The following is a 22815-nucleotide window of genomic DNA, read 5'->3' as shown; positions in this document are numbered from 1 at the left end:
GGGAGCGATAGTTGTCTGCCGAGGCCGCAGACGTTGAGTTCATCCGAACAAGTTTTGCAACCGCAGCGAAAGGCAGGGTTGGCAGGCGTGCCGCAGCATCTCAACCCCACCGTGGACGACCGCTTTGGGCCGTAAACCAAGACTATGCGGCTGATCGTGTTTGTGTGTCCAAAGTATCTGGCACTCTGTAGCCCTGCCCCCAAACAGTTTGAATGCAGTCTTTCTCCAATCCGGCCTCACGCAGAGATCGTCTGATTTGGCACACAAAGACGTCAATGATCTTTGCTTCTGGCGGCTCATTCCAGCCGTAGAGATGGTTAAACACCATCTCTTTCGTCACTGTGCACCCACGCTTCAGGAAAAGGAGCTCAAGCAACTTGTGCTTCTTGGGCGGTAGGTGGATGTCCCGTCTGTTAACTGAGAACCTGTTCTCAGATATGTGAAAACTCACGCCACCTAGTGTAACGCATTCGGACCTCGCGCCGTTAGCCAAACGAAGGATGGCATCGCACTGCTGTTTGGTGAGACGATCATCGCCGCATTCTGGCACGACGATATCCAATCCTGGCATCGATATTTCGGAGATACTCACAACATCGTTCTGCTTTGCAAGGCCAATCGACGCGGGAATCTCCAACGCATATTTTGCGTTCCGGACTGCAGCGCGGACTGCATGTCCACTTTCACAGAGCCCAAAAAGCGCGGCTTGGAACGATTGTGTACCTTTGTAGTCCAGGACCTGATCCGGGTCCTCCGCGCGATGGATGTCCCAAGACTGCCCGATAGCTTGATTGCGCACACGCGCTAGCAATGCATCCGATCCATAAAACAATATGTTCATAGCGATTCCTCCAGCTCATCGACTGGAAACCGCGAAAGCTTCACTAAATCACGTACATGCGTGTGACTCCTGCGTTACTTTTGAACCGGACAACGCATTCAGCCCATTGAAATTATGGGGTTTCCAATTGGATTAGAAAAGACTCGATCACTTCCTGGTAGCGCGGCATCACGTCGGGATTGCTAAAAGTCACTCGGACTTCGCGCATCGGATCGGACGGATCGGTTGATGTTCGCGCGCCCGGAGCAAAGAAAAATTCTTCGGCTGCTCCTGTGTCGCCTTGAGCCAAGCTTGCCGCGAAAGCCAACGAATAGCCTCGGGCATCGCCTCGGTCGATCACGGCCCGTGCGTACTGCAAAGATTGCTCATAGTCGGATCGCCGAAAGGCGTCCAAAGCAAGCGGAACGATCATATAGCCCGGAATGTTGGGCTGCATGTCGATCCCTTCTTGCATCTTGATAACGCCCTCCTCCCAGTTGCCTTGCAAAGCCATCTGCCAGCCCAAAAGGAAATGCGGCGCTGGCCGGGAGGGAGCCAAGTCTACCGCCCGCTGATAGCGTTCGATTGCCCCGTCATGGTCACCCAGAGCGGACAGGATGTTTCCAAGCACCTCATGCGCAAAGGCATTGGAAGGATCGGTATTTATGGCCGCTAGTGCGTGTCCGCGGGCGTCTTCCAGCAAGAGTATTGTTTCAAGTGCCGGTCGACCGTGTTCTCCTGGAATACCCGCACTGTCAAAAAATTCATTGAGCGCGAACAGTGCCAACAGTGTCGAATTCTGGGTTCCGTTCGCGATTGCGTCGGTAAGGCACTCTCTGGACAACTGTCCTGTTTCCTCGTCTTTCGTTGCATCGAAGACAAGTGAGAGAATTAGGCACTGATACTCTACTCTTGGAGAGCTGCGATCTGCCATAGCTGCCAACGCAAGTGTCGCTTGTTCGTTCGTAATGACACCGGAAGAACCTGCCACTTCCTGCCCAATGCCTCGGACTGCATCGGTTAGAAGAGTATAGAAGTCCGAGCTGCTGTCAGTGATCGGAATTGTGCGTGTCCAAACGACACTAGCTGTCACGAGCGAGCTCAGTTCTATTCCTATTATTCCTGACTGACCCTCAAATGCGGGAGTGATGGTTAGCCGATAGTCGGGTTCAGAAGCTGCTGCGCTGCGCACATCGTCCTCGGCAAGTGGCCCATTTCTTACGATCACGGTCGGAAGATGCGCGAGATCGGTCAGGAGCTGCTGCCGAAAGCCTTGCGCAAAACTGTATCCAGGGGAGCTTTGATCTGCCGCAATCGACGCGAACTCGACAACAGGGCGGTCAGTATGTGCAGGTTGCGGAGGAGAAGCGACAAAAAGAAAATACACCAAAAAGCAGAGGACAGCCAAACTGATCACTAATCCGGCAGGTAGCCCAAATTTGCGGCTGGCCACACGCGTACTTGCTGGAACGGTTTCACCGTCCGATGGCGCAATGTCGATTGTCGGACGATAACTTCCTTTCGGAATGCTAATCTTGGGTTCGTTTGGATCACCTGAGCGCGCGTAATAAAGTTCTAACGCGTCGCGCAGTCGGGCAATTTCGACGCGCACAATGCTGTCAGTCGCTGGATCGAAATCCTCTTTGCGCCCCAACACATCTAGAGCAATCGAGTAGGCCTTGAGGTTTTCGCCACGCCCCTCCAGCTCCTCACGGACGAGATAGTCGAGTAGATCGTATCTCCGCTGCCCGCCCTTGAGCAGCGTTTCCGATCTTGCGCGTTCCAGCCACGCATTGATCTCATTGTGATTTTCCGATGCCTCGACCACACCCAATATCCTCTGGGAATAACCTATGGCGGAAAGCCAATTTGACAAAGCAGAACCGTCCTCGAGATGGATCTGCGCTCCGCCTGGATCGCCGTAACAGCGCCGTACGTACTACATTCTCTGCGAGTGAACTGCGATTTAGCCTTCGAACCCGCGCCGTTGCTGGTGCCTTCTCAGAACTAAAATCTGGAGGAATGACCTTTGGCCGAAGCGACTAGACTAGTTCCACTGTCCTGGGGCCGCTGCACGCCACATGTCCTTATTGTGGCGCAAGACACAGAATACGGGCAACTTCTGGTGACCAAACTTAGAAGTCGCTCCGTTCATGCAAAGCACAAGAGCACGGTAGATTCGTTTCTAGACATGAATTGCCAAGAGCGGGTCGATCTTGTGTCCCTGGAGATCGACGCCATGGACCTGCACACGCTGGACAACATCAAGCTTCTGCGAACCCATTTCGGCGAAGGGCCGGGAACCCGGATAGTCGTCTCCTCGAGTTTCATTCCCAGCACACTCCCAAGCCTTGTTGAACAACGCGGAGCTGACCTCTGCATCGCGAAGCGGCAAAAGCCAGAAAAAATGGTCGCCGTCCTCGAAGCCGAGCTTCGCAGACACGTAAACTCAATCAATTCAAGCCAGGCGAACTGGCGCGATTTTCAAGAATGACAGGAATACACGATGGAACAATGTCACTGCGCTGACATGCGGTCAGTACAGCCAAATCAGCCAAGAGCACTTCTAGCAGGCTTCCCTGACGAGGGGGCAGATGGCATTTCATCTGCACTCGAAGCTATGGGGTGGAAGACAACAGTGCTTGAGAGTGCAACTGACATAGAGGCTGCATTTGAGGCTCAGCGTTTTGACGTCACCGTTGTTGATACTGAAAACTTGGAAGTTTTCGCCCCTCAACTGATATTGCGGCTTCGAAATACTGAGGGGCCGTCTTCGGATGCAACACTCCTTGCTGTAGTGAATATGTCCTTTGAAGGATTCAGGGATCAACTTACTCAAGCCGGTGCAGATCTCGTTGTGCCCAAGCCCTCTGATCCAAAGATGTACATGGTCAACTTCACCCGCGCGGCGGCTTGCCGATTGCAAAGCATCGGCAAAAGACAGGCTGGATAGCGTTCCAGCCGCACCGCTGGAGGTTCATGTTTTCAAAGGACTTAAGAAATATGAGACATGTGCTTGCAATTGGGACTAGTTCTGAAGCACTGGCAGAGATCTATCTGCAATGCTCGATTTTCGCGGTTACCATCAAGAATTCCGATGGTCACACATCGCACTTTGAGAGCCTTGGTCGCGGTAGCTACCACGACCTAATCATTGACGCGGATCGCTGCCTTAGTTTTCCCCCTGTTTTGGTAGAGTATCTGCGGTTGCGGGGCTGCCTGCTTGACCACGGATTCAGGTTCGCCATGGTCGGCACGTACCCATTGGCCCTAAAGGATCAACTGGTTCGCGCCGGCATACAGACCTGCGCGTACAAGCCGACATGGCGTGAAGACTTCAGAGCAGTACTCTTGAAGAGTTTGGCAGCGTGAGTTTGCTACTGGCATTCAGTAATCGGAATGCAACACCGGATCGTCGAAGCAATCGAAGCCCTGTTTCGCTCCGCGATCCCGAGTGGAGGCGCTTAGGCCAACATGGTGGTTTGATCAGCTCTTGAGGAACGCTAAGGTTCGCAATGCAGTGATTTGGAGCGCGGTTTGACACGAGAAGAGCGCGATGGAAACGGCGGCTCGGCACCTACTCTCGTCGAAACGCTGACGAGGATGGATTTCAGCACCGTCAGTAACCTGTTTGCGGAAAACGAGACAGGTTCTCCAGCGGTTTTGTGGAACCCATCCGAATTCGACATCGTACACCCGACCATCAAGAGTTTTGCACAGTACTTGAAAATCGGCGGAACACTGGAGCTGCTGCAATCGGAAGAACGCTTTTCTTGCTTGGAGAGCCTTTCGTTTGAACCATGGGTCATGCTGCTCGAACCATTTTCAGACCTCACGGATTTTAGGTACCTGAAATACGGTTCCGGGATTTCGTCAGTGTTTGGGCGAGACATGACTGGCTCCAAAACCTCAGAAATCGGTGGGCACATCTCTGATTTCTTTGTTGCGCTCTATGCTGCCGTCGTCCTTCGCAAACAAAGCGTACTAAGCGTCCATGTCCCCCCAATCGGCGTTTTTGCAACCGTTTGGCGAAGGCTCATTGTTCCACTCCTGGACGAAGCGAGCCAAGTTCAGATGATTGCAGCGGTGAATATACCCGACAATGATTTGCGCGCGGGTCTTGAGGCCCTGCCGGACCCAGCACTCGTTGCAAAAGAAGATGGCCTTCTGATGTTTGCGAATGCGTCTGCATGTCGATTGTTCGGTGATCCGGTTCTACCTCGAGTTGAATTGTCGGAGTATTGCGGCATCGACATAGATCTTCCCGACAGCGCCGAAACGCTTGCTCGAGCCGAGTCATCGACCGTCCGCCGAGTTCTGGGTGCTCGAAACCAACTTCTCATGCACTTTGAATTACGAATGAGCGCGACGTTTTTCCGCGGCACGCCTTACTTTATCGTGCAGCTCAAGCCGCAATAATTGCATTGCTGTTTCATGCAGGGGATGCGGACTCGTTTCGAGCTAAGCCATTTGCCGATGTCAACTTTAACAGGGCCGCCATGAAGTAAGTGGTGCGCGCCAGATGTTCGCTATTGGGAAGCTGCACAGCAGCGAGCCCAAAGGAAACCGATGTCCGGTTTGGGCCGGACTCCTGTGACTGCGTGCGGTCCACTCTAGTGAGGCGGAAGGACCTCTATCAGACGCCTGCATGGCCTTGTCAGAGGAACATCGCTTGAGCGGGGCAGGGCGGTTTCGTAGCGTCGCAGGGTGACCAAACGATCCCCGTTCAAATACTTCAAGACGAGCCCTGAGATCATCCGCCTAGCGGTGATGTACTACGTCCGTTTCCCACTTTCGCTCAGAAACGTGGAGGACTTGCTCCATGAGCGCGGCATCGATGTCAGCTATGAGACCATCAGATACTGGTGGCAGAGGTTCGGTCCGATGCTTGCGTCTGAGATTAAGAAGCGGCGGGTCGAAGGGATGAAGTCCAGTCGCTGGCGTTGGCATCTGGACGAGGTTTTCGTGAAGATCGCGGGCAGGACGCACTATCTCTGGCGAGCCGTAGATCACGAGGGCGAGGTGCTGGAAAGCTATGTAACCAAACGTCGCGACAAGAAGGCAGCGTTGAAATTCCTTAGAAAAGCAATGAGCAAGCACGGTCGACCTGAGGTGTCGGTGACCGACAAGCTTCGTTCCTATGGCGTTGCTCTTAAGGAACTAGGCGGCGCAGATCGGCAAGAGACAGGTCGTTGGGTAAACAATCGAGCGGAGAATTCGCACCTGCCATTTCGACGAAGGGAGCGAGCGATGCAGCGGTTCCGGCGCATACGAAGTTTGCAGAAGATGACCTCCGTCCACGCATCTGTCTCAAACCACCTCAACCAAGACCGCAGTCTCGCAAGTCGAAAACACTTCAAGCTGAGCAGAACCGCCGCTCTGACCGAGTGGCGCGGTCTTTGCGCTGAAAAACGGCAGTGTCTCTGTCCGGGCAGGGACTGGTTCGAATTTGTCTGCCGCACCCTAGTGGACGTTCCTCAGGAAATCGTGCGCTGTTTCGCCAGCTCGGCCCGATTTCGGGAGCGGACTGCAAGCAACGACGCATGATGGATTCAGAGCCACTATCTGCCGTCGAAGCCGCGACCGAAGCAAATGAAGGCTCACTCCAGAGTCTTCGCTCAAACCCTTCAATACGGGTTCCAGTCTTCTCAGTGAATTGTCTATTCCGTGTTCGCTTGAACATTCGAGCGCGAGTTCAGCGATTGCACGGAACACGTCGTCTGTGTTTCTCGTCATATCTCTTCCCCATACAATAGCGAAGAGGATGCCGACGCGTGGTTAACAATCCCCTAACGAACGTTTAGAAACCGCGCGGCGCGGATTTGTGGTTCCGTTGATGGGCGCAACATAAAAGCCCGTGCCGCGAACCAGGAGGCTTCGGCGTTCAATCTCAATCATCTCAGTAAGCGCTCTCTTGGTGTTCGTAAAACCACGCCGCTCCGCTGCGGTTTCCGCGACAAGCAGCTTTTCTAGAATGGAAGTATCTGGGGTCATGGTCATTCTCCCTATTGGCAAAAGGAAGTGTCGGCAATGAGTGTTAATGAAGTCTTAAGTTAACCTTTGCGTAAGCGGTTTCTCGCCCAAATCTCGTATCTGGAGTTGGTAAGCACGCTATTGGTGGACAGCTATACAGGGATGTAGCCGTTGTGGCGGCGCACCACGTGCGATGCACGAAAGAGCAATGGAAAATTATTTGAGCGGTCATCTCTCGCGCACAGAGTTGCTGTGCAGCGTCGCCGCCGATGCGGCCTAAGCACATTCAGCGCGATTTTCCGTTAAACCTCAAAACCAACTCATGACTAACGGTATGTTAACCATATTGTCGTCAAAAACGCCCAGTGACCTGGGACTGAGGAGCTACTCAAGGATGACGTCGCCAAGTAGACTTTTTGAACTAACAACCCAATTGTCCCGTATTGCTAGAGACCTGGAAGAAACCGGCATTCGTATCGAGATTGGCGACGACTTCGCCAAATACCGGGCCTACCGAAGCAAGTTATCTGATCGTGGGCCAATCTATCCAATGTTCGACGTAGCGGCTTCTTACATTGACCAAACGAACGGCTTTTGGATTTGCGGGTTCAACGAAGACGGTGATCTGATCCATACGCAAGCCGTGCGGCTTCTTGACCTGTCGGGCACCTCGCTGAACACGCACCTGGTCTGTCATCGCCACAAATACATCACGCCTGACTCGACGCCGGACCCGGATCAGACCTTTTATTCGGGACCCAACGCGCTTGATTTCATCACCGGACAGGTCTGCTATCAGGGCGAATTCTGGCTGCGCGCCCAAGGCCTTGGTGGCGCGCGCAGTCAAGGCGTGACTACCCTCCTCTCGCGTCTGATGCTCGAGATTGCAGTGGCGGCTTGGAACCCCTCGTATGTCTTCGCGCTTGTGCCGCAGCGTGTCGCTGCCAAAGGTGCGCATCTGCGCTATTGTTTCAACCATTGCGAGCCTGGACGTTGGATCGGGCCGGACCAACAGGTGACCGAGGAAGACTATCTGATCTGGATGGAAGCCAGCGAATTGGCGCGCACACTATCCAAGACACGACCCGCCGTCCAAGCTGCGACAGTGGCAGCAATGACAACGATTCCCGCGTCGCTCGCGCGCGCCACCCTTGGGGTTGGAGTTCCTGCCAATGGATGAGGAAACACTTTGGAAATTGACTACGAGATCCGCAAACACTCGTACGATTTTCGGAGGGCTTACCTTGCCCAGTGCCGTGATCCTCGGACCAATTTCGGCCTACGTCGCCTTCGTTATGGATCTTACCCTCGTGCCCCTCTTGTTGCCCGCCATACAGGCGCAGTTTGCTTTGTCGGTCGGGGATCTTGCCTGGGTGTTCAATACCTACGGCGCCGCGGTCGCCGTTGGTGTGCTTTTTGCGGATGCTTCGGCGACGCGTTCAACATCCGGAAAGTCTTTGGCGCGGGAGTAGCGTTTTTCGCGGCGGGCGCTTTGGTCGCTGCCACAGCGCAGACCTCTGAAACCCTCATTTTCGGGCGCCTCGTGCAAGGGTTCGGGAGCGGCATTTTCTCCCCGCTGGTCCCGATTTACCTCACGCGCGCCTCCCCTGACATGCCAGGACGTGCGTTGATCTTGTGGGGGAGTCTCACAGGCTACATCGCAGCCTTCGCCCCGCTTCTTTATGGGCACTTACTTGGGGGGTACAGCTGGAGACTGGCTTTCGTCTTCATCTCAATTTTGGCTGCCAGCGCGTGGGTCTTGCTGAAGAAATCCACAGAGTCGCAAGATACCGCACCCTCCACGGCACCCACACCAAACCACTTGGAAATCCTGCGCAGTCGGGACCTTCTATTGACACTCGCTTACGTCTTCTTCACCTACGGAAGCGTCACCTATTATCTATTCCGCCTCCCGGTTTGGCTGTCCGACAGTGACATCAGCGCCTCCGGTATCGGGATCGTCTTGTCGTTGGCGTGGATCACCTTTTCGTGCATCAGCACAGTGCTGAGGAACTTGGTCGATCGCGATCATGTCCAAGGGATCATGCTGGCCGCGCCGCTCTTTTTGGCGGTCGCAGTGCTGCTATTGTTCAATCACCAAAGCTTCCTGCTCGTCGCAGTTTCGTCCGTTCTGGTCGGCGCTGGACTGGCGTGTAGCAATGCACCCTCGACGCAGCTAATCCTAAGATCTCGCGCCCGAAGGATTAACGACCTTCTCGGCGAGCCTGGACATCACTTTTGCTCGGATCGGCGGTATTGCGACAGTCTCCGTCCTAGCACGGATGGATATAGGGTACGCGAGCCTCGCGATATGTGGGTTGTGCCTCCTTGCATTGCTCTGCGCATTTGGCGCAAGCCGGCGCCCAGACGAAGCAGGCCTGCCGCCCGCGAGCGGCCGCTAATTGCTCTGGCGGACGCCGCCAAACATACGTGGCTTCGACCGCAGACACGCCGGGCTCCGTTAACCACTCGTTAACTTATGAGCGATACCATTCAGGTACATAGTGAATGGTTTCATGATATCGCTCGGCCTCCTCGAACAAGTGCCCTCCCAGTGCAAAGAAGGCTTGGGGCTGGCCCTCGCAAGTGATGACGACGGTGCGGTGATGGTGTTCCATTGGTGCAACAAGTCGCTAGTTCGAATAATGGGGTTCGACCAAGCCGACGTTATCGGCCAGCGGGCGACGATCTTTGTCAGCCCGGACATGGACCAAAGCGCCCACCTCCTTACCATCGATAAGCTGATGCGCTGGGAGCACTTCTCCGTCAGAGTGCGGCTCTACAAGAAGAACGGTGACCCTGTCTGGGTTACGATGACGTGGACACCGCTCACTGACCCAGAGGACGGCAGTCGCTGGTGGCTCTGCTCCTTGATCGAGCTTCAATCCGACTCAACACCGTTGAAGAACGTTATAGAGCGCGCAAACGACGCCTCCACCAACGATCTAGTTGCGAAATACACGGAACAAGTCGCTTTCTTGGAAAGCGAGAACAGACGCCTGCGCTCCATCGCCACAGCCGTCACACGCGACTCCAACGAGGATCCGTTAACCGGCCTGTCTAACCGGCGGCACTTTGAGGCGAATCTAAGCACCTGGATTTCCTCCCTAAGAAATGGCGGCGCCGCCTTCGCAATCCTCTACATCGATCTGGATCGCTTCAAGACCATCAACGACACGCTTGGCCATGAAGCGGGCGACGGTTTGCTTGTCGCCGTCGCCTCAATGCTGAAACGGATCACCTCCGACTCCAGACCTTGTTGCGCGCTTGGGGGAGACGAGTTTGTGATTTTGAGGCATCTCGGAGAGAGCGCTCTCGAAATCAGCGGCCTCGCAGACGTTATCATGCAGGAGATGTCCAAGCCATTTGAATACGACGGAAAATTGGTTTCTTGTGGGGCCAGTGTCGGCTTAGCTATCGCGGACGAAAATACCAAGAACCCCGAAGAAATCGTCGGGGATGCAGACACGGCGCTCTATCACTCCAAGTCGGCGGGCCGGGGGCGTTGGTCCTTCTTTACGGCGGAAATGCATACCAAATCCTTGGCGACCAGACATCTGGCGGCAGAGCTACTAGTTGCGTGCGAGCGGAAAGAGTTCGTTCCTTATTTCCAACCTTTAGTGAATGCTTCGACAAGTCAAATTACGGGTGTTGAAGTTCTTGTACGATGGTCTCATCCGACAAGGGGTCTTTTGCCGCCAGCAGATTTCTTAGGAGTCGCGGCACAAATGGGGATCCTAGCAGAGATTGATGCGATCTTGTTCAGCCGCCTTGGCAAGGCGGTGGCATATCTTGATAAAGCACATACCAAGCTCTCCACGTTTGCGATCAACGTTTCTGCTGGTCGCCTCTCCGATACGGCTCTCTTACACGAAATTAAAGTCTCAGGGATCGACCCGACACGTTTGATTGTTGAGCTTGTTGAATCAGTTTACCTGGAGCAGATCCATAACGCCACCAGTTGGACATTAGAGGAATTGCGTGAAATCGGTGTAGAGATTGCGGTAGACGATTTCGGAACCGGACATGCCTCAGTCCAGGGGCTGCTTCAGATAAACCCAGACATTCTCAAGATTGATCGTCAGTTCATTCGGCCTGCTGCGGAACGCCAACATTCCCGAGCGTTGTTCGAGTCGCTCATTGGCATTGGGAAGAGCCTAGGGCTGAAAGTGGTCGCAGAAGGGGTGGAAACTGAAGCCCAGGCGCAACTCGCTCGCGAATTGGGATGCGACACTTTGCAGGGCTTCTACTTTGGCAAGCCAATGACCGGGTCCGACCTATTCAAAATGCTGAATCAGAAGAGTGGGTGCCTTTGGCGTTCAGCTTCGAGGCTCCCACAAGTGGAACTATCGACAGACAATCTGACCTAGTGCCACTCGTCGTTGAGACCAACTAGCATTGAGGCCCAGGGGCGGGGTTTGTTTCTTTGGCATCTTGCATCAATCTCAGCTTAGGTGACTAAGTCAGTTGGCTGCCCAAAACTGGCTTCGAACCACTCAAGTGGGGCTAATCAGTTGCACAACCATGAAAGACAGGCGCTCCGTCTTTTCTGCTCCCCCAATCTGCATCATATCGCGACAAGGCCCCCTCAGAAGGGACCATTTTTGATGTTCTTTATTGAGTCTCCATTAAGCTTCAGGCAAACAAGGCATGACGCAACGGACTAACAGTGGCCTCCACACCGCATACAGTTATTCTGTATTCAACCAGATTGTTTTTGCACGTCTTCTCGAGTATTCCATAAATCTGGAGACAATTCCGCATTCCTTTTAACGTTAGTAGTTCTTTGAAATTGGGAAGCTACTGCTCGGTCAACTCAACCAACTGGGTGACCATATGCCGACAAGTTTTACAGATCAATTCTTCACGTTTGATCCAGCAAATCCACCAGATCCTGGAACAGTAGTGACTGTCCAACAGTTCACTCTCACCGATCAGAATGATGACGGCGATATTGACGAGTTTGATGACGACGCTGTAGCCGGTCTGGATGTCACAGCTTCTTGGCCAGGTGATACAGTGACGATCACGGTACCTGGGGTTGGCGACGTGACGTACGTGGGCACGACAATCTACATCAGCGATGGCAGCGTCATTTTCACCCCGACAGATGGACAAGTACTTTCTGAAGGGGAATTTTTTTCCTCGACATATGTGACGACGCAAGGACCTCTCCTGACGAGCCAACTCGGCCCACCGTGTTTTCTACCAGGAACATTGATTTCCACCCCAACTGGCTCCGTGAAAATTGAGGATCTCCGCGTTGGTGATCTTGTTTGCGTACTGGGCGGTAGTGCCAAACCTGTCGCCTTCATTCGGCATCGCAGAATGTCGGCACCGCATTTGCGAGCCAACCCGAGGCATGCGCCGATTAGAATACCGGGGACGGCGTTCGCCCTTACTTCCAACCATGCCGATCTATTCGTTTCACCACAGCACCGGATGCTGATCCGGTCAAAAGTTGCCCAAAGAATGTATGGGGCACAGGAAATCCTTGCGCCCGCAGCGCAGTTAATAGGCTTCGAGGGAATACGCCGCGTGGAAACAGTGAAGCCGTTCTCCTACATTCACTTGCTGCTAAGTGAACACTCGGTAATTGAAGCAAATGGACTCGGAACGGAGAGCCTGTACTTGGGCCGAAGCGCTCTTGCAGACCTTAGTCGACCGGAAATGAGGTCCATCAGGAAGACGCTTAACCCATCGGAAATCTTCGCCATGACACCTGCCAGAGTTTTCGCCAAAGGCAAGAAATTGAAGCAACTTCTGCTGCGTCACCAGAAGAATGGAACTCTGCTTTGCGACGAACCGCGGCAAGATATACTGAATGTTGCGTAGGTTGGTGTGCATTCGGCTTTGATACGAAAAAACGCGGTTTGGTACGAGTGATCGGAACCCTTGCAAGGCTAAGGCAGGGTGTCCCTTCTACCCTCGCCAGGTAGTGGGGTTGCGCGTCGCAATTCGCGCCAGCCGCGACTTTTATTGATCCTTTTGTTTGTTCGCCCGTCGTACATACGCTCGAAAGACAATAACGACGACTGCTACTGCTATTAGGATCAAGTCCAATGCGCTGCCTATCACCAAGTTAATGATTTCACTCATTGGGTCCATTCCACAGCCAGAACATTGAAGGCCCTTCCCGATGCAAGCTGCCAGATTCGTCAATCTTCCTTGACGAGTGGGCATATTGGCAACCAACGGCCCCAAGCTGCTGTTCACTGGCCGATCGGCATGCTGCGATGCAGGCCCTAGGTTCGCACGTTCGCTGGATCAGTGTAACCTGGCCGCAGTCGAACTCACAGTTCGCGAAACACTGCGGACCTCTAGCCTTTGACCGCTTCGGAGATGCCAACCAACTGAAAACTGACCGAAAAACCAATGGATCCACCTTCTGCAGTCTTCAATTGCGGCGAATCCAAACGAGTCTGAATTCGCGACCCAATGCCAGTTAGTGGGCACTCACCTTCAGCGGTTAACTACGCGGCTTTTTTCTGGAATGCCTCGGATTTTTGAAGCTCGGCAGCGCTTACCGGCTCTGCCAGGAAGAAGCCCTGTGCAAAATCGCATCCTGCTGCGGCGATGTCTTGGAACTGTTCACGGTTTTCAATGCCTTCGGCGGTACAATCCATACCAAGCTCCTTGGTCAGGTTGATGATCGCTGTTCGGATTGCCCGCGACGACGCAAAATGAGATGACTCTGCCACAAATGAGCGATCTATCTTGAGTTTGTTGAATGGAAAGCTCTGTAGGTAGCTTAGGGACGCAAAACCAGTACCAAAATCATCCAAGACCACCCTTACGCCGAGCGATTGAAGCGACAGAAGTTCCTCAATCACAGCACCTCTGTCCTGTAAGAGCACCTTTTCAGTTATCTCTAGTTCAAGCCGTTCTCCCGAGAAACGATGGCGCGACAATGCTTGACTGACTTTATCGAAGAAGGTGCCATTCCCTAGCTGGCTGGGTGAGACATTCACGGCCACTTTCGTGTCCCGGTCCCAATCACACGCAACACGAAGGCTCTCCTCCAAAACCCACGTGCCTATCTCTTCAATTGCGCCCGTACTCTCAGCAATCTGAATGAGATCTCTGGGAGTAATCTGGGTCGGAGAGGAACCCGCCCATCGAATAAGCGCTTCACCCCCACAGAATTCTTGCTGGCTCAAATCGAATATCGGTTGAAAGGCTAACGCCAGCGATCCGTTTTTGGCCGAGTTGCGAACGGCAGCGTCGCTGCGCTGCTTCGCATATTCCTCTGAGACAAGAACGTTGTCATGAAAATAGTAGCTGCCGCGGCAGGTTTCCTTGACCTTGTAGAGTGCGCGATCTGCGCGTCTGATAAGGACACGTGGCGCGAGTCTTGGCCCGTCTGCGACGCAAATTCCAACGCTTGCACCAATTCTCTCGCTCTTGGAGCCAATTTCGAAGGGGTGCGCAACGGACGCATTTATCCGCTCTGCAAGATCGACAGCATGAGCTCGCGCCTTTCGGTGCACACAAGTTATCAGGATCGCAAACTCGTCTCCACCTAGTCGAGCAATGAAGTCATCTTCTCGAATGCAATTGCGCAAGCGTTGAGCCACCTCAACAAGTACATCGTCACCAGATTGGTGGCCATACGTGTCATTGATTTCTTTGAATCGATCCAGATCCACGAGCATTAGCACATGCGCTTGGCCGGAAAGCTCACCATTGGCTGCTTCCGCCATTCGAGTCTCGAACTCCAGCCGGTTGCCAAGCCCCGTTAGCTGATCGTGACGGGCGGCATACTCGTCTTGCTCAGCGGCGGTGATCCGTTTTGTGGCATCGGAGTGCGTTCCTACCCAACCACCTCCGGGGATCGGAGAATGAGTCGATTGAATTATCGTACCGTTCTGGGTTCGGAAGACACGCGATTGAGCTTCGCCGGTGGCAAGCTGAGCCTTCAAGTCTTTCAGGTGTGCATCAATATCTACCGTAAAGTCGCCGCGTGCCTTTTCCAACTCGAGCAGCTCTTTCAACGTTACACCGGGCTGAACTTCACCGTCTGGCTTTCGGAAAAGGTCGATGTAACGTTGGTTCCACGTTCTCAGTTTGCCCTGACCATCAAACACGGATACACCTTCATCCATGCTGTCAATCACTACCTGAAGCTGTCTTGAACGCGATTGCGCCTTCTCCTCAGAAGCCAAAATTCGATTGTGTGCCTCTCTCGTTTCAGTGACGTCTTGGAAAGCACCCACAAGGCTTACAAGTTCACCGTGTTCGTAGACGGGACGGCCCATTGCACGCACCCATATCTTCCGCTTTCTGGCTGTGATCAAAGGAAGTTCAGTGTCCCATGCGGTGCCATCCTCCATCGCTTTTGAGACGTGAGCGGCAATTACTTCCCTGGCTTCCGGTGCGTAAAACTCAATGGCGGTGTCCAGTTGTGGCTCGTAATCCAGCGAGACCTCATGAATTCGCTTCGTTTCCTCCGTCCAAGTGAGAGTTTGGGGATCGAGCCGCAGCTCCCATCCCCCAACCCCGGAAAGCTCCTTCACTTGCTCCAGCAACGTCAGCGAACGAACCAATTGTTGGTGTTGTTCGCTCCTAGCGATCTGTGCGAGTTCCGATGCGCGTCGATCTCGAAGTGAACAGATGAGCCCACCTACAACTTTTGCGAGCTGGACCAGCTGTGAAAGCTGTGCTTCGCTTATCTCTCGCGGCTTCGTGTCGATCGCGCAGAGTGTTCCAAGATTGTGTTCTCCATCTATCGATATTGGTACCCCAGCATAGAAAGCAATGTTTGGGTGCCCCAAAACGAGTGGGTTGTTTTCGAACCGGCAATCTTGGCGGGCGTCTGGAACGACAAGGGGCTCGTTCTTTGCAATTGCATGAGCGCAAAATGCGACATCTCGCGTCGTGGTGTCGGCATCTAATCCGACCTTCGCCTTGAACCATTGCTCATCCTTTTCGACCAGAGAAATCAGTGCAATTGGACAGTCAAGAATCTCAGAAGCCAGCCCAGTAATCGCATCAAACTCGGGACACCGCTCGCTGCGATAGATGTTGAGGTCGCACAAAGCTTGCAAGCGAGCTACTTCGTTTTGCGGCAGCGGGTAGTCGGGCATGTGTAGGATCGCCAATCGCGACTTTAGGTACCAATTACCAAAAGGCATTAGCAGTCAATTGTTTAACCGAACGTTAACGGTAGGACTGCGGACCAAGTGGCCGTCCGTCTTTTTTGTTCCCCGTAGCTACTTTCGACACTTCGCTATCGACGAAAGCAAACGTACTGCTTCTTCATTGTAGTTTTGATTGATCCGCCCCACCTCCAAGCACGAAGTCGCAGTTAGGGGACTTTAGTGCAAGTCGGCTAATTCATGCCGAGGAATTTTTGTATGACTTTATCGTTAACCGTTCATTAACTACTCACCTCTAGGTGGAGGTATTGTAAAGTACAGCAGACAAAATTTGCCGTAAAGCACGGTGGACTGAAATGAGTCAAATTGAACTAATTGAGCGAACAACAGCTGCGTTAATGGCCGGGGAAGTCGAAGGCTTTGAGCATACAGCCAACGCGTTTCGCGCTGAGCTTGTGCTTTTGGCGACGACTAATCCTCAGAGAGAAATTGGGGTTCACAACCTGAGGGATGAAGCAGAAAACGTAATCTTTCGATCCTGCTGACGGCAACAGCTTCAGCGAGTAATCATTTGCTAATTCAATTCACGCGAAACTAGCTACTTTCTTGCGGGATGAATACAAAATGCATGACGAAAAGATCTTCGCCGAAATAGCAAACCTTCTGACGCTTTCATCAATGATGGGCGATCATGGTCACAGTGAAATCCGGCAATCATTAATCCACGCACTTGCAGTCGACACGCAAATGGCGCCGACCGATGTGGAGGTATTTCTCCTATTGGCTGAAGCAAACCAGTCAAGTGGGTTTACAGTTTGTTCCACCAGAACAGTCGATCACTCCTATTGTGCTTCAACCCATCATGATGGGAATTGCAGACTCGGCGCGAGCAGTAGCCGAAAAACGTTGCTGCCGATGCACCACTAACTACCGACGTCAGACAGCTAAGGCCGCGATCTCTTTGTGGCTGAAGCGCTACGAACGTGCCGAAAATGCTGTACGACGCGAGTTTTTCTTCGAACAGAACCACACCTTTCATGGCCGCAACAACTGACTGGAAGACGACCTCGGCTCTCCCTAGAGCGGTCGTTTAGGCAGAACGCAGAAATTCAGAGCTTCGGGCTCAAATCAGACCTTCGCTGGGCTTGCGGCCGCATTCTCAGTGTCGTGTGCACACCAACCGTCCGGTTTGAGATTTTAAAGGACGATCGCGGCGCTGCGGCGAACGTCCGCATCCCGCCCGACCTCCCAATCACCGCCATCGCTGCACTGCAGCTTCAGCTCTCGCTTGGCAGTATCAAGTTCGCCTTGTCGACAATCCTCTGGTTGGTATCGATCACCCGATCCAGATCAGCGACCAGCTCGGGGTCTGGCTCGTCGTCCCGCAACTTGTTGAGGGGTGCTATCGAGACAAATTTGAACCAGTCTCAGCTAGGACAGAGCCCCTGCGGTTTATTCAGCACAAAGCTCGCGCCACTCAATTAGAGCGGCGGTTCGGCTAAGTTTGAAGCGGCTTCGACTCGATTGACTACGGTCTTGGTTGAAGTGGTTGGAGACTGAGGCGTGGACGGAGGCGAACTTCTGCAAACTTCGCATCCGCCGGAAGCGCTGCATTGCCCTCTCCCTTCGTAGGTACGGAAAGTGCGAATGCTCCGCTCGATTGTTTACCCAGCGACCTGTCTCTTGCCGGTCTGCGCCGCCTTGTTCCTTGAGAGCGGCGCCATAGGAACGAAGCTTGTCGGTTACCAACACTACAGGTCGACCGTGCTTGCGCATCGCTTTTCTTAAAGATTTCAGTACGGACCTCTTGTCGCGACGCTTCGTGACGCAGCTTTCGAGCACTTCGCCTTCGTGATCTACGGCCCGCCAAAGATAGTGTGTCTTGCCGCTGATCTTCACGAAGACCTCGTCCAGATACCAGCGCCGGCGACCGGACTCCATCCCTTCGACCCGTCGCTTCTTAATCTCAGACGCAAACATCGGGCCGAACCGAAGCCACCAGTATCGGACGCTCTCGTGGCTCACATCGACACCGCGCTCATGCAGCAGATCTTCGACTTTCCGAAGCGATAGAGGAAAACGAACGTACATCATCACGGTAAGACGGATAATCTCGGGACTGGTTTTGAAGTACTTAAATGGGGCGCGTTTGGTCATCCCGCGACGCTACGAAACCGCCCTGCCCCGCTCAAGCAATGTTCCTCTGACAAGGCCATCGGTATTGTTGTTTTCGCGGGTGCGTCACTCGCTAGAACTATTGCAATTCGAGTTGGGCAAGAACCGCAGATTCAATTTCCTGCGCGAACTCCGTTGCTCGTGAAAAGACTGTTTTCTGCAAGTCGCCGCTCGGCTCTGAACCGTCAATCCCCTCAACTATTGGGGCAATCAATGTCATAACGAATTGCTCTGGGTCGTCGTCCATCCTTGCGGTCCTTGCCAGCAAGGTTTGGAGGATCAACTTTGTAATCAATCGTTCGGCGCTCGCCTTGGCATTTGCCGCCTCAAATACTCTGCGTAGTTTTTCAACTTCACTCATTTCAGCATCCTCCAATGATCTCCTTTTAGGCTCACAGAAAGATATCGGTGAGTCCACAAACACCCCGCCAGGCCAGAATGCCGTCACGGGGTGCGCACTGGGGATGAGGCGCTCTGCCAAACGCCTTTGTGGGTACTTGCCCCGTCCCTATGCCTAAGGAGGGCAATGCTTCAAAGCCTTGAGCTGAAATCGCTAATAATGGGTTAACAGAGGATTGCTGCAAGGTGCGACCTACAACTGCCGGGTAGTTGAGTATGGCTAGTCAGACTTGGACGCCGCTTCGTCGGTCGCTCCTCGTTCATTCCGGAAGGCATCCAGATGCAGGATTTCAGCGCTTTGTGGAACTGCATCAAACCTCGGATGTGGCCTTAGAGGTTGAACTGGATCTGTTGACCTGAACAAGCTGAAAGCACCAAGCACAGCAATTGCAACAAGTCCTGCAAGAAAAGACCAACCAGCCAATGCCAGCATTGTCTCGAGTAACGTCGACCCGAACTGCAATGCCGCGATCATCGCACCCAACGCGGCCACAGCGACCAAGAACTGAGACTTAGTTACTCCGCTCATCTCTGAATTGTGTGCCAATTTGGCAAACGGAGAGTTAACGGCGTGCCGTACAAGCTGATCGTCTCTTAAAGGTGAAATCTCCTCTCATTGTGAAAGAGCCTGCCTCGGTGCCCCGACTTAACTTCATGTCAAGATTTCCAGGACTATCCATGCTGGACGGCCGTATCGCTCGGATTACAGCCGCACTGTATTCACCGGGACCACTGATTTTGTACACGGGTCCGGGGGTCCCGGTGGATACTTTTTGAACGGGCAAACTTTTCTACGTGCTGCCAGAGGGCCTAAGTCGCAATCGCCTGTCCGTGACTGCGCGAGAAAGCTCGAAGAGAACAGCACGCGCGCAGGTTAGATGGGTTATACGAACTAAGAATGGTAGCTGTTCGTAGAGCCCTATTTCAGCTCCTCTTCATGAGACCTAAGTAAGCCCACCAGTTCACCAGATGCTTTGCTCCTATTCTTTCTTGGCCAGGACCAATGCGGCTCCGTGCGGTTTTGCAAAGAGTCTCTCAGACGTTCGAGCCTGGCATCCTTTCGCTTTTTTTGAAGGGGGGCAAATCGATGGGATATCTCGCTCTCGAGACCATCGCAGCAAAGATGTCCGTATGTGCGGCTGACAGTGTCAGTGTTCGAGTGCCCTAGTTGCTTGGCAATCATTGCGAGTGGCGTACCCGCTTGTACGAGCTGGCTTGCATATGTGTGTCGAAGCCCATGAAACACAAAACCATTGGGTAATCCGGCCCGTCGCACGGCGTCCCTAAAGAGGTGTTTGTGACAGCCTGACCATGATCTTCCTGATGACATTCTGAAAACCAAATCTTCGTCCTCCAAGCCCTCGACCAGGTCTAAGAAGAACGACATGCCTTCGTTCGGCAGCACGACATAACGTCCACGATAGCTTTTCATGGGTGCTACGTAGATCCCGAACACGTGGCCGCCGACGTCTCGCGCCTGAAGGCGAGCAAGTTCAGATACGCGGCAACCAGAATACAAAGCGCCCTGCACCAAGAGCGCTAGGTCGGGTCTGCAGGAGACGATCAAACTTTTTGCCTGAGCCCGCGTCAAAAAGAACTGTCGCGGCGTATCGGCGTGGGGAACGCGGCGTAGGCGTCGCCAATACAGCTCACTCTCCACGTCACCGTTTTCCCAGGCCATTTCAATTGCCGTGCGCAACAGGCCGATGACGGTGTTAAGGGTCTTCTTCCTTTTTCGAAGCCGCTCATGATCGATGTCTTCCAAACGAACTCGCGCGCCTGACTCACCTCTGCCCCTCTTGGGCGCGGTTTCAAGAACGTCGATACAGAATTGGGTGAAAACGGGTTGAGTGAGTTCCTCAACCGGCAAGTGGCCAAGACGAGGAATGATATGATGGTTAATCAGCGTAAGGGTTGTTTCGAAGTATGTCCTTGCGGCTGCGATGCGCTTCCATTCCACAAAATAGTGCATTGCGTCTCCGACTGTGAAGCTTTTTGTTTTCTTAGTATATTTGAGCTTGGTATTGACCCCGACGGGGTACTTTTCGGATGAGATGGCCATTATCCCAGGGTCATTGAACCAGTCTTGCGCACGAGCCAAGGCCTCTTTGTAATTCAGCCCATGGCCTTCGTTGGACAAATGAGGCCCGAGCCTTGTCTGCTTGTACCGCCCATCCAAGCAACGAATTCGCGCCACCCAGTAAAGTTCTCCAGAAGAGAGCTTTTGCAAACCAATGTGGCGACAGAACTCCAGGATATTCCAATAAGGGCTTTTTCTTGGGGCAAGTGCTCTAACGTTCTCCTCGCATGACAAGGAAGGAGCATGTGCTGCTGTTCTCATGTTTAGTGCCTCCACAAATTTCGATGCGGTGAATGTCGTTATGGTTTCAAAGGCAGCAACGAATAATTGGCCACACGGCGGATCAGAACTCGCCACCAACCGGATTTGATTTCTCAAGTTCGGTGGATGAGGAAGTTTACGAAGGAAGGAGTCTAGGAGTCCATTCAGCCAGCCACGTCGTCTGTTGGTGGGCCGCATTCGAAATAGTGTTGGAAGCGAAATTTCTCGAACTAAATTGACCGGTGGCCCCGTCCAAAGGTATAGCAATTGGGCAACACCAAAGGCCTGCTGCATTTATCAGAGAACCCCGAGACGAGCTGCAGGCAATGTACGATATCGAGTATGGCGAAAAGCTCGACATCATCGTCCGCGCCATTGGAGTGCCAGTCGGCGGCGTCCTGTTGTACCTGTACACAGGTTGGCTTTCTGTGGTTCTTTGGGTGCTCGCATACGCCGCACTGCATGCCGCTCATTTTTGGCTTTTTCGCTTAAGCATCGCGCTGCGAAATCCCACTAGAAGGCATGTAGCTGTCGGTGCGGCACTGTTCGTCTTCGTTCACGCGTCATTTCTATGGCTGCCCGCATATTTGGCTTCACTCGATGAGCCAGGTTTGATGTTAGTTGGAATGTTCGTGATCGTGGCGACAGCAATGTTCTTTGTCCGGAGATCCGATACCATCGGTTGGTTGGTGACCTCACAGATTGCGGTCTTTTCGATTATTGTGGTCTTCGTTTCCGGAACACATGTGATGCGGATTGATGAACCGTTGGTGCAGGCCGGTTTGATTTTCACGTCTGTGATGACTGCAGTGTATATTGCCTTGACCTTACGCAGCGGTCACGAGCGGCAAGTCCGTCTGTTGGAAGGCGCTGAGAGATTAGCCCAAGAGCAGAAGATGTCCGCAATTGGTCGGCTCGCCGGTGGAGTCGCTCATGACTTCAACAACGCACTCACAGTCATCAAGGGAAACCTGGAACTGCAGCAGTATGTGAAAGATCCTGCAGACCGAGATGAAGTACTTTTTCAAGCATTGTCAGCAGCGACGCGGGCGGAAGGCGTAATCCAACAACTCCTGGTATTTGCTCGAAGAGCACCATCGACGAAGCGCTTCCTAGATGCGAATGACGTCTTGGAAGACACAATCGAACTCGCAGGGCCGATGGTTCCTGAACGTATTCACTTCAAATCTGAGCAGGACGCACCGGGATCAAAAATCTATGTTGATGATCGCCAGTTCTCAGCCGCATTGTTCAACCTAGTAAAGAACGCAACGGATGCGATAGTCGGAAATGGGACAATAGCCATCAGACTCTCGGCTGTTGAAGCGTTGGACCCCAATTTGCGGTTCATAGGTGATCGACCAGCAGACGGTCGGTACGTCTTGGTAACGGTGACTGACACTGGTTCGGGAATTCCGGATCAAGAAGTGGCTTTGGTCACTGAGCCGTTCTTCACTACAAAGCCGCAAGGGAAGGGAACTGGTCTCGGGCTTTCGATGGTGGCCGGTTTCTTGGCGGAGCACAGCGGTGGGCTTTGTATCCAAAGCTCGAATGCAGGCACTGAAATTTCACTATTCCTACCGTTGGCCAATGACCTTGCTGAACCGACTTCGCCTCAGAGATCAGCACGCGTCGAGATGATAGGATAGCCAGGCGCCCCTCTAGGGGCATCTTCGGGGGCCATTTGTGCTTTTCCGTTTTGCCGGAAAAGGTGCGTTCTGGTTTCCTGAAAGCAGGAGAACAGAAGCCCGAAGACTACCCTAAGGTTTTCGCCAAGAAATATTGGGCAATAGTCGCGTAAACCCCTTGAACAGATGAGGTAAATTGGCACCCCATTGCCGTGGATGTTACGCGCACTGCATGGAAGCCAAATGATATCTTCCTAGTGTATTGATCCGCCTATGGAGCTCACAAAATGCCAGCACCGGATGCACATTCAATCACGATGGAAGCAGACCCAAATGGGAGTTTGGTGATCCGAGCCGAGGCACCGGCGGAGCGCAACCTTA

Annotated in this window: 16 protein-coding genes and 1 pseudogene; 11 read left to right on the top strand and 6 right to left on the bottom strand. The window is 53.3% G+C overall.

Annotation, left to right across the window (positions count from 1 at the left end; translation table 11 throughout):
- Window positions 1-142: 142 nt before the first annotated feature.
- Window positions 143-841: a winged helix-turn-helix domain-containing protein gene (locus ACZ1HK_RS06080; RefSeq protein ID WP_472627941.1), complete on the bottom strand. Its 699-nt coding sequence runs from the start codon at window positions 839-841 to the stop codon at window positions 143-145.
- 112 nt (window positions 842-953) lie between these two features.
- Window positions 954-2648: a tetratricopeptide repeat protein gene (locus tag ACZ1HK_RS06075; protein WP_472627940.1), complete on the bottom strand. Its 1695-nt coding sequence runs from the start codon at window positions 2646-2648 to the stop codon at window positions 954-956.
- 201 nt (window positions 2649-2849) lie between these two features.
- On the opposite strand from ACZ1HK_RS06075, the gene ACZ1HK_RS06070 reads away from it, so the two are divergent.
- From ACZ1HK_RS06070 to ACZ1HK_RS06030, 9 genes and pseudogenes are all read left to right on the top strand, one after another.
- Window positions 2850-3314 carry a hypothetical protein gene (locus tag ACZ1HK_RS06070; RefSeq protein WP_472627939.1) on the top strand — a complete coding sequence of 155 codons (465 nt, stop codon included), beginning with the start codon at window positions 2850-2852 and terminating at the stop codon, window positions 3312-3314.
- Window positions 3315-3326: 12 nt separating this feature from the next.
- Complete coding sequence (locus ACZ1HK_RS06065; RefSeq protein ID WP_472627938.1) at window positions 3327-3773, top strand: response regulator transcription factor; 447 nt, start codon at window positions 3327-3329, stop codon at window positions 3771-3773.
- 650 nt (window positions 3774-4423) lie between these two features.
- Complete coding sequence (locus tag ACZ1HK_RS06060; protein ID WP_472627937.1) at window positions 4424-5239, top strand: PAS domain-containing protein; 816 nt, start codon at window positions 4424-4426, stop codon at window positions 5237-5239.
- Window positions 5240-5527: 288 nt separating this feature from the next.
- Window positions 5528-6214 (top strand): annotated as a pseudogene (locus ACZ1HK_RS06055) (IS6 family transposase); the annotation flags it as partial.
- Between the two features lie 973 nt (window positions 6215-7187).
- The gene (locus ACZ1HK_RS06050; protein ID WP_472627936.1) at window positions 7188-7973 is read left to right on the top strand and encodes a hypothetical protein; all 786 of its coding nucleotides are present in this window, start codon (window positions 7188-7190) and stop codon (window positions 7971-7973) included.
- A 64-nt stretch (window positions 7974-8037) separates the two neighbouring features.
- Entirely contained in the window at window positions 8038-8265 is a 228-nt protein-coding gene (locus ACZ1HK_RS06045; RefSeq protein ID WP_472627977.1) for a hypothetical protein, read from the top strand.
- The gene (locus ACZ1HK_RS06040; protein WP_472627975.1) at window positions 8163-9269 is read left to right on the top strand and encodes an MFS transporter; all 1107 of its coding nucleotides are present in this window, start codon (window positions 8163-8165) and stop codon (window positions 9267-9269) included. The genes ACZ1HK_RS06045 and ACZ1HK_RS06040 overlap by 103 nt, the downstream gene beginning before the upstream one ends.
- Window positions 9270-9309: 40 nt before the next feature.
- Entirely contained in the window at window positions 9310-11163 is a 1854-nt protein-coding gene (locus ACZ1HK_RS06035; RefSeq protein ID WP_472627935.1) for an EAL domain-containing protein, read from the top strand.
- Window positions 11164-11629: 466 nt separating this feature from the next.
- Window positions 11630-12628 carry a Hint domain-containing protein gene (locus ACZ1HK_RS06030; RefSeq protein ID WP_472627934.1) on the top strand — a complete coding sequence of 333 codons (999 nt, stop codon included), beginning with the start codon at window positions 11630-11632 and terminating at the stop codon, window positions 12626-12628.
- A gap of 638 nt (window positions 12629-13266) precedes the next feature.
- On the opposite strand, the gene ACZ1HK_RS06025 is transcribed toward ACZ1HK_RS06030, so the two are convergent.
- Window positions 13267-15879, bottom strand: a complete 2613-nt coding sequence (locus tag ACZ1HK_RS06025; protein ID WP_472627933.1) for a sensor domain-containing phosphodiesterase — start codon at window positions 15877-15879, stop codon at window positions 13267-13269.
- Between the two features lie 636 nt (window positions 15880-16515).
- Here ACZ1HK_RS06025 and ACZ1HK_RS06020 point away from each other — a divergent pair.
- Window positions 16516-16818, top strand: a complete 303-nt coding sequence (locus ACZ1HK_RS06020; RefSeq protein WP_472627932.1) for a hypothetical protein — start codon at window positions 16516-16518, stop codon at window positions 16816-16818.
- A gap of 525 nt (window positions 16819-17343) precedes the next feature.
- Here ACZ1HK_RS06020 and ACZ1HK_RS06015 read toward each other — a convergent pair.
- The 3 genes from ACZ1HK_RS06015 to ACZ1HK_RS06005 form a co-directional block, all read right to left on the bottom strand.
- Complete coding sequence (locus tag ACZ1HK_RS06015) at window positions 17344-18048, bottom strand: IS6 family transposase (RefSeq protein ID WP_472627931.1); 705 nt, start codon at window positions 18046-18048, stop codon at window positions 17344-17346.
- 97 nt (window positions 18049-18145) lie between these two features.
- Entirely contained in the window at window positions 18146-18427 is a 282-nt protein-coding gene (locus tag ACZ1HK_RS06010) for a hypothetical protein (protein ID WP_472627930.1), read from the bottom strand.
- Between the two features lie 957 nt (window positions 18428-19384).
- Window positions 19385-20902: a tyrosine-type recombinase/integrase gene (locus ACZ1HK_RS06005; RefSeq protein ID WP_472627929.1), complete on the bottom strand. Its 1518-nt coding sequence runs from the start codon at window positions 20900-20902 to the stop codon at window positions 19385-19387.
- Window positions 20903-21132: 230 nt separating this feature from the next.
- On the opposite strand from ACZ1HK_RS06005, the gene ACZ1HK_RS06000 reads away from it, so the two are divergent.
- A complete protein-coding gene (locus ACZ1HK_RS06000) occupies window positions 21133-22455 on the top strand; it encodes a sensor histidine kinase (protein ID WP_472627928.1) in 1323 nt (440 codons plus the stop codon).
- The last annotated feature ends 360 nt before the right edge of the window (window positions 22456-22815 follow it).

It is taken from the genome of Gymnodinialimonas sp. JB5-7 (assembly GCF_055693405.1).
The sequence above is the reverse complement of the archived record's forward strand: the minus strand, read 5'-3'. Positions and strand labels throughout refer to the sequence as shown.

Excerpts from the sequence above, each read along its gene's own strand:
- ACZ1HK_RS06080 (WP_472627941.1), bottom strand. The coding sequence starts at position 841 with ATGAACATATTGTTTTATGGATCGGATGCATTGCTAGCGCGTGTGCGC.
- ACZ1HK_RS06065 (WP_472627938.1), top strand. The coding sequence starts at position 3,327 with ATGGAACAATGTCACTGCGCTGACATGCGGTCAGTACAGCCAAATCAG.
- ACZ1HK_RS06060 (WP_472627937.1), top strand. The coding sequence starts at position 4,424 with ATGGATTTCAGCACCGTCAGTAACCTGTTTGCGGAAAACGAGACAGGT.
- ACZ1HK_RS06050 (WP_472627936.1), top strand. The coding sequence starts at position 7,188 with ATGACGTCGCCAAGTAGACTTTTTGAACTAACAACCCAATTGTCCCGT.
- ACZ1HK_RS06035 (WP_472627935.1), top strand. The coding sequence starts at position 9,310 with ATGATATCGCTCGGCCTCCTCGAACAAGTGCCCTCCCAGTGCAAAGAA.
- ACZ1HK_RS06030 (WP_472627934.1), top strand. The coding sequence starts at position 11,630 with ATGCCGACAAGTTTTACAGATCAATTCTTCACGTTTGATCCAGCAAAT.
- ACZ1HK_RS06025 (WP_472627933.1), bottom strand. The coding sequence starts at position 15,879 with ATGCCCGACTACCCGCTGCCGCAAAACGAAGTAGCTCGCTTGCAAGCT.
- ACZ1HK_RS06020 (WP_472627932.1), top strand. The coding sequence starts at position 16,516 with ATGCATGACGAAAAGATCTTCGCCGAAATAGCAAACCTTCTGACGCTT.
- ACZ1HK_RS06015 (WP_472627931.1), bottom strand. The coding sequence starts at position 18,048 with ATGACCAAACGCGCCCCATTTAAGTACTTCAAAACCAGTCCCGAGATT.
- ACZ1HK_RS06010 (WP_472627930.1), bottom strand. The coding sequence starts at position 18,427 with ATGAGTGAAGTTGAAAAACTACGCAGAGTATTTGAGGCGGCAAATGCC.
- ACZ1HK_RS06000 (WP_472627928.1), top strand. The coding sequence starts at position 21,133 with ATGTACGATATCGAGTATGGCGAAAAGCTCGACATCATCGTCCGCGCC.